The organism is Salipiger sp. (assembly GCF_059781815.1).
Window position 1 is genome coordinate 1 of sequence record NZ_JBYNAH010000270.1, and the last position, 6,414, is coordinate 6,414.

Sequence of the window (6,414 nt, forward strand, 5' to 3'; positions counted from 1 at the left end):
GCCGGGAAATCCACTTTGCTGCGGCTGATTTCGGGGCTGGAGCGCCCGGATCAGGGCGTGATCAGCCTCGACGGTCGGGCGCTCGACGCGGCACGTGTCGATGACTGGCGCGCGCGCATCGGCTGGATGCCGCAGTCACCGCATTTCCTGAGCCGCAGCCTGCGCCACAATATCGGCTTTGGCGCTCCGGTGCAGCGCGAGGTGCTTGAGGCCGCAAATCTCGGCTCGGTGCTGGAGACCCTGCCGCGCGGGCTCGACACGGTGCTCGGCGAGCGCGGCGCCGGGCTTTCGGGAGGCGAGGCGCGGCGGGTGACGCTGGCGCGGGCGCTGCAGGGCAAGCCGGATCTGATCCTTGCGGACGAGCCGACCGCCGATCTGGACGCCGAGACCGCCGCCGCCGTTACCGAGGGCCTGCTGGCCTTTGCCGCGCGGGGTGGCGCGCTCGTGATTGCGACCCACGATGCGGCGCTCGCGGGGCGGTTGTCGCGCGAGGTGAGGCTTGGGCGCGCGCGTGGAGCCGACGCATGAAGAGCCTCCTGCAAATCATTTCCATTATTGTGAAATCCGAGCGCAGGGCGTTTCTGCTCGGCCTGCTTCTGACGGTCACGGTACTGGTCATGGGGGTTGGGCTGCTGGGGCTGTCGGGCTGGTTCATCACCGCCTCGGCCGCCGCCGGAATGGCCGGGCTTGGCATCCTGTTCAACGTCTTCGCGCCGTCGGCCATGGTGCGCTTTCTCGCCCTCGGGCGCACCGCCGCGCGCTACGGCGAGCGGGTGCTGACCCATGACGCGACGCTGCGCGCGCTCTCGAGCCTGCGCATCCGGCTGCTCGAGGGGCTGCTGACCCGACCGCATCGCGAGCTTGAAAAGCTGAGGGCCAATGCCTTCCTCAACCGTGTCACCGCCGATATCGACGCGCTCGACGGCGCGCTGCTGCGGCTGGTGCTGCCGGCCGTCGCGGGCTGGGCGGTGATCGCGCTATCGGCGCTGCTGCTCTGGTGGCTGGTGCATCCCTCGGTCGCGCTGGCCGTGGGGCTGGGATACCTGATCCTGCCGACGCTTGTCTTTCTGATCGGGCAGCGCATCGCGCGCAGGCCCTCGCGGCAGGTCGAGGCGGCGATGATGGCGAGCCGGACCCGGTTGATCGACCTGATCGCCGGACGCGACGATCTCACCATGTATGGCCAGCTCGAGGCGATGGCGGCGCATGTCCGGGGCGCGATCACGCGTCATTCGCGGGCCACGCGGAGGCTCGACCGGATCCAGCGGCGCACCGGTATCGGGCTCGACCTGATCGGGGCGGCGCTGACCGCGGCGGCGCTGGGGCTCGGGGTGCGGCTGGTGCAGGCGGACGAAATCAGTGCGGCTCAGGTGGCGATCGGCGTCTTCGCGGCGCTGGCGCTGGCCGAGACCGTGGCTCCGGTGCGCCGCGCACTGGCCGAGATCGGCGGCATGGTGATGGCGGCGCGACGGGTGCTGCCCGCGATCGCGGCGCAGGCGCCGGAGCAGGGCGGCGCGGTCGTGCCGGAGGGCGCGGCTCTGGAGCTGAGAGGCGTCGGCTATCGCCGTGGCAGCTCTGGGGCGGCGCTGTTTGCGCCGGTCGACCTCACCGTCGCCCCGGGTGAGACCGTGGCGCTGGCGGGGCCGAGCGGCAGCGGCAAGAGCACGCTGCTGCTGCTGGCAGCCGGGGCGCTGGCAGCCTCCGAGGGCGATGTCCTCTGGGGCGGGCAGCCTGTCGGCGCGTGGTCGCAAGAGAGCCTTGGCCGCAGCACTGCGCTGGTGCCGCAGCGCCATGCGCTGATCGCGGGCACCGTGGCCGAGAACCTGCGGCTGGCGTCGCCCGGGGCCCGCGAAGAGACGCTCTGGCAGGCACTGGAGCGGGTCTGCCTCGCCCAGACGATCCGTGACCGCGGTGGGCTCGACCTTCGGCTCGGCTTCCGCGGCGCCGGGCTCTCGGGCGGCGAGGCGCGGCGGCTGGTGCTGGCCCGTGCGCTGCTCAGGCAGCCGCAGCTCCTGCTGCTCGACGAGCCGACCGAGGGGCTCGACGACGCCACCGCCCGCGCCGTCATGGCGGGGATTCGCGCCGCTCTGCCTGATGTCGCGATCCTCATGGCGGCGCATCGCAACGCCGAGTTGTCCTGTGCCGGAAAACGCCTTCAGCTCGCGCCCGCGACGCGCTGAACGCTGCTCTTATTCTGCACTGCTGAACGCTGCTCTTATTCTGCACTAAAGATGCGGAATTTGATCCAGATCAAACACATATCATAGACTCGGAATATAACGGCGAATAATTCGCATTATGGATGCGGAATAACTGCCAAGGAGTCCAGTTATGGAGATCGGGCTGGTCGAGCTGTCGCGCCTGCAATTCGCGATGACGGCGATGTATCACTTTCTCTTCGTGCCGCTGACGCTGGGTCTGTCGATCCTCGTGGCGATCATGGAAACCGTCTACGTCATGACGAACCGCCCCATCTGGCGGCAGATGACGAAATTCTGGGGCACGCTGTTCGGGATCAACTTCGTTCTCGGCGTCGCCACCGGCATCACCATGGAATTCCAGTTCGGCATGAACTGGTCCTACTATTCGCACTATGTCGGCGACATCTTCGGCGCGCCGCTCGCCATCGAGGGGCTGATGGCCTTCTTCCTCGAGGCGACCTTCGTGGGGCTGTTCTTCTTCGGCTGGGACAAGCTGAGCAAGGTGGCCCACATGGTCGTGGCCTGGCTGGTGGCGCTCGGGTCGAACTTCTCGGCGCTGTGGATCCTGATCGCCAATGGCTGGATGCAGAACCCGGTGGGGGCGGAGTTCAACCCCGACACCATGCGCATGGAGATGACCTCGTTCTTCGAGGTGCTGTTCAACGAGGTGGCGCAGGCCAAGTTCGTGCACACGGTCTCGGCGGGATATGTCACCGCCTCGGTCTTCGTGCTGGGCGTCTCGGCGCTCTACCTGATCCAGGGCCGGCACAAGGATCTGGCCCGCCGCTCGATCGCGGTGGCCTCGTCCTTCGGGCTTGCCGCGGCGCTCTCGGTCGTGGTTCTGGGCGACGAGTCCGGCTATTCAGCCAGCCACACCCAGAAGATGAAGCTCGCCGCCATCGAGGCCATGTGGGAGACCCACGAGGCCCCGGCACCCTTCACCGCCATCGGTTTCCCCGACCAGGAGGCGCGCGAGACGCATTACGCGCTCGAGATCCCCTGGGTCATGGGGCTGATCGGCACCCGCAGCCTGAATACCGAGATCCCCGGCATCAATGAGCTCGAGGCGCGCTCGGAAGAGATGATCCGCGAGGGGCTCATCGCCTATGACGCGTTGATGACCATCCGCGAGCAGCGCGATGCCACACCGCCAGAGGTGCGCGCCACCTTCGAGGCGCATTCCGACACGCTGGGCTACGCCATGCTGCTCAAGCGCTATGTCGACGATCCGCGTGACGCCACCGAGGAGCAGATCGCCATGGCGGCGGAAGACACCATTCCCGGCGTCGCGCCGCTGTTCTGGGCCTTCCGCCTGATGGTGGCGCTCGGCTTCAGCTTCATCGCGGTGATGGCGTTCTTCTTCATCCGGGCGTCGTTCTACCGCATGCGCTTTCCGCGCTGGTCGCTCTACGCGGCGGTCGCGATCATCCCGACACCGTGGATCGCCGCCGAGCTGGGCTGGTTCGTGGCCGAGTTCGGACGCCAGCCCTGGACGGTCGACGGGGTGTTGCCGACGGCGCTCAGCGCCTCGCACCTGAGCATCGCCGATCTGCTGATCACGCTGGCGGGCTTCATCACCTTCTACTCGGTGCTCTTTGTGATCGAGATGGGCCTGATGGTGAAATACATCCGCAAGGGCCCGTTCCAGGACGTGCCCGAGACCGAGGCCTGGCAGGCGCGCCATGAACACCGGCTGCGCACCCATGACGGGCAGGGCCCCTTTGCCACCAATCCCGCGGAGTAAGCGACATGATCCTCTATGAACTGATCGATTTCGACACGCTGCGCGTGATCTGGTGGGCGCTTCTGGGCGTGCTGCTGATCGGCTTCGCGCTGACCGACGGGTTCGACATGGGCGTGGGCGCGCTCTTGCCCTTCGTCGCCAAATCGGATGTCGAGCGCCGCGTGGCGATCAACACCGTGGGCCCGGTCTGGGAGGGCAACCAGGTCTGGTTCATCCTCGGCGGGGGCGCGATCTTTGCCGCCTGGCCGCCGCTCTACGCGGTGAGCTTCTCGGGCTTCTACCTCGCGATGTTTGTGGTGCTCGCCGCCTTCATCGTGCGCCCGGTGGCGTTCAAGTACCGCTCCAAGCGCGACAGCGCGACCTGGCGCAAGAGCTGGGACTGGGCGCTCTTCGCCGGTGGCGCGGTGCCGGCGCTGCTCTTCGGCGTGGCGGTGGGCAACGTGCTTCTGGGCGTGCCGTTCCACCTGACCGAAGACCTGATGCCGATGTATGACGGCAATTTCGCGATGAAGTTCCTTGGCCTGCTGCGCCCCTTCGCGCTGCTCTCGGGCGTGGTCTCGCTGTCGATGCTCCTGATGCACGGCGCGGCCTGGCTGAGCCTGAAGACCGAGGGCATGGTGGCGATCCGCGCCCGGACCATCGGCACCGTGGCGGGCATGGTCGCGGCAGCGGCCTATGCGCTGGCGGGGCTGTGGCTGGCCTTCGGCGTCGACGGCTTTGCGCTGACGGGCGAGGTAGTGGCCAACGGGCCGTCCAACCCGCTCTATTCCGAGGTTTCGCGCGGCGGCAGCTGGCTCTCCGCCTATGCCGAACGCCCGTGGATCGCCATCGCGCCGCTCATCGGCTTTGCTGGCATCGCCATGGCGGTGCGCGGCCTGCGCGAAGGGTTCGAGGTCTCGACGCTGCTCTGGTCCAAGCTCGGCATCTTCGGGATCATCGCCTCGGTCGGGCTGACCATGTTCCCGTTCATCCTGCCCTCGACCGTCGATCCCGACAGCTCGCTGACGGTGTGGGATGCCTCGAGCTCGCACCGCACGCTCTTCATCATGCTGGTGGTCACCGCGATCTTCATGCCGCTGATCCTCGCCTACACCTCGTGGGTCTACAAGGTGCTCTGGGGCAAGGTCACCGAGGACGACGTCACCGCAAATTCGCACAGCGTCTACTGAGAGGAGGACTCCGATGAAACGCTTTATTTCCATGGTCCTGGCCGCCACGCTGGCACTGTCGGCGGTGATGGTCACGGCGCCCGCGGCGCAGGCCGAGGACGGCAAGGGCGGGCTCTTCGTGAACCTGACCACCGACGACACGTGGGCCGCGGCCAAGGCGATCAGCTTCGCGCATGAAAAGGTGCTGAAGAACGGTCACGAGCCGGTGGCAATCTGGCTCAACGTGCGGGCCGTCTACCTCGCCGACAAGAAGCGCCCGAGCCACGTGCACGGGCTCCTGGCCGAGAGCGGCACGTCGATTGCCGACATGCTCACCGCGTTCATGGCCGTTGGCGGCCAGGTGATCATGTGCAGCGCCTGCTCGGCGGCCGCCGGGCTCACGCAGGACGACTACATCGACGGCGTCACCATGGGCAGCTGGCCGGTTGTCGAGGCGCTGCTCTTCGACCCGAACGTCAAGACACTCGGCTGGTAAGCGGAAAGGACCTGAACGATGTGGTATTTTGCCTGGCTTCTGGGGCTTCCGCTGGCCGCGCTCTTCGCGGTGCTGAACGCCATGTGGCTCGAGCTGCGCACCGATGCCTGCTTCGCCGAGGAGGGCGACTGCCCGATGGGCGAGCACGAGCACTGAGACATGTGGGGCCTTCGTCCCGCCTCACATCGGAGCAGGACCCGGACGCATGCCGCCCGGGTCCCGCACCGGACCAACCGACATGAATCCCCCGGAGGAGACAGACATGAAACGATTTCTCGCTGCCGCCGTCGCGGCCCTTGCCCTCACCGGTGCCGCCGCGCAGGCCGAGACCGCGCCGGAAACGCTGGTGACGATCCTGACCGCCGCCGAGCCGCAAACCCAGCTCATGGCGATGGTGCTGGCGGTGCAGGCGGCGCAGCAGGGCGCGACGCCGCATGTGCTGCTCTGCGGACCGGCGGGCGACATCGCACTGAAAGACGCGCCGGAGGGCGCCACCGCGCCGCAGCCGCCCAAGGGCATGAGCCCGCAGGGGCTGCTGAAGAAGATCGTCGCGCTTCCGGGCGCCAAGGTCGAGGTCTGCGCCATCTACCTGCCGGGCCGCGGCGCCGACGCCTCGGTGCTGATCGAGGGCGTGACCGTGGCCCAGCCGCCGGCCATGGCGGCGGCGATGATCGCGCCCAATGCCCGCATTGCCAGCTACTGAGCGGCAGTTTGACAGGGAGGTGACCAAGATGACCGACAAGACCCATACCCTGACCCGGCGCAGCCTGCTGACGCTCGCCGCAGCTGCCGGCGCGGCGCCGCTGGTGGCCGGCGCGGCTGCAC

The 6,414-nt window shown here is 67.9% G+C and carries 7 protein-coding genes; all 7 read left to right on the forward strand.

Annotation, left to right across the window (positions count from 1 at the left end):
- Nucleotides 1-528: ATP-binding cassette domain-containing protein (locus AC6RA4_RS22345; RefSeq protein WP_500164058.1), on the forward strand; the 528-nt coding region annotated here is incomplete at its 5' end.
- On the forward strand, nucleotides 525-2,180 hold the full coding sequence (locus tag AC6RA4_RS22350; protein WP_500164059.1) for an amino acid ABC transporter ATP-binding/permease protein: 1,656 nt from the start codon (nucleotides 525-527) through the stop codon (nucleotides 2,178-2,180). The genes AC6RA4_RS22345 and AC6RA4_RS22350, both read left to right, overlap by 4 nt.
- A 151-nt stretch (nucleotides 2,181-2,331) precedes the next feature.
- Nucleotides 2,332-3,945 carry a cytochrome ubiquinol oxidase subunit I gene (locus AC6RA4_RS22355; RefSeq protein ID WP_500164061.1) on the forward strand — a complete coding sequence of 538 codons (1,614 nt, stop codon included), beginning with the start codon at nucleotides 2,332-2,334 and terminating at the stop codon, nucleotides 3,943-3,945.
- A 5-nt stretch (nucleotides 3,946-3,950) separates the two neighbouring features.
- Nucleotides 3,951-5,114, forward strand: a complete 1,164-nt coding sequence (cydB, locus tag AC6RA4_RS22360; RefSeq protein ID WP_500164062.1) for a cytochrome d ubiquinol oxidase subunit II — start codon at nucleotides 3,951-3,953, stop codon at nucleotides 5,112-5,114.
- Nucleotides 5,115-5,127: 13 nt separating this feature from the next.
- Complete coding sequence (locus AC6RA4_RS22365) at nucleotides 5,128-5,589, forward strand: DsrE family protein (RefSeq protein WP_500164064.1); 462 nt, start codon at nucleotides 5,128-5,130, stop codon at nucleotides 5,587-5,589.
- An 18-nt stretch (nucleotides 5,590-5,607) separates the two neighbouring features.
- Entirely contained in the window at nucleotides 5,608-5,745 is a 138-nt protein-coding gene (gene cydX / locus AC6RA4_RS22370; RefSeq protein ID WP_500164066.1) for a cytochrome bd-I oxidase subunit CydX, read from the forward strand.
- Nucleotides 5,746-5,851: 106 nt separating this feature from the next.
- Nucleotides 5,852-6,292 (forward strand): DsrE family protein, encoded by a 441-nt coding sequence (locus AC6RA4_RS22375; protein WP_500164068.1) that lies wholly within the window; start codon nucleotides 5,852-5,854, stop codon nucleotides 6,290-6,292.
- The last annotated feature ends 122 nt before the right edge of the window (nucleotides 6,293-6,414 follow it).

Excerpts from the sequence above, each read along its gene's own strand:
- cydB (WP_500164062.1), top strand. The coding sequence starts at position 3,951 with ATGATCCTCTATGAACTGATCGATTTCGACACGCTGCGCGTGATCTGG.
- AC6RA4_RS22365 (WP_500164064.1), top strand. The coding sequence starts at position 5,128 with ATGAAACGCTTTATTTCCATGGTCCTGGCCGCCACGCTGGCACTGTCG.
- AC6RA4_RS22375 (WP_500164068.1), top strand. The coding sequence starts at position 5,852 with ATGAAACGATTTCTCGCTGCCGCCGTCGCGGCCCTTGCCCTCACCGGT.
- cydX (WP_500164066.1), top strand. The coding sequence starts at position 5,608 with ATGTGGTATTTTGCCTGGCTTCTGGGGCTTCCGCTGGCCGCGCTCTTC.
- AC6RA4_RS22350 (WP_500164059.1), top strand. The coding sequence starts at position 525 with ATGAAGAGCCTCCTGCAAATCATTTCCATTATTGTGAAATCCGAGCGC.
- AC6RA4_RS22355 (WP_500164061.1), top strand. The coding sequence starts at position 2,332 with ATGGAGATCGGGCTGGTCGAGCTGTCGCGCCTGCAATTCGCGATGACG.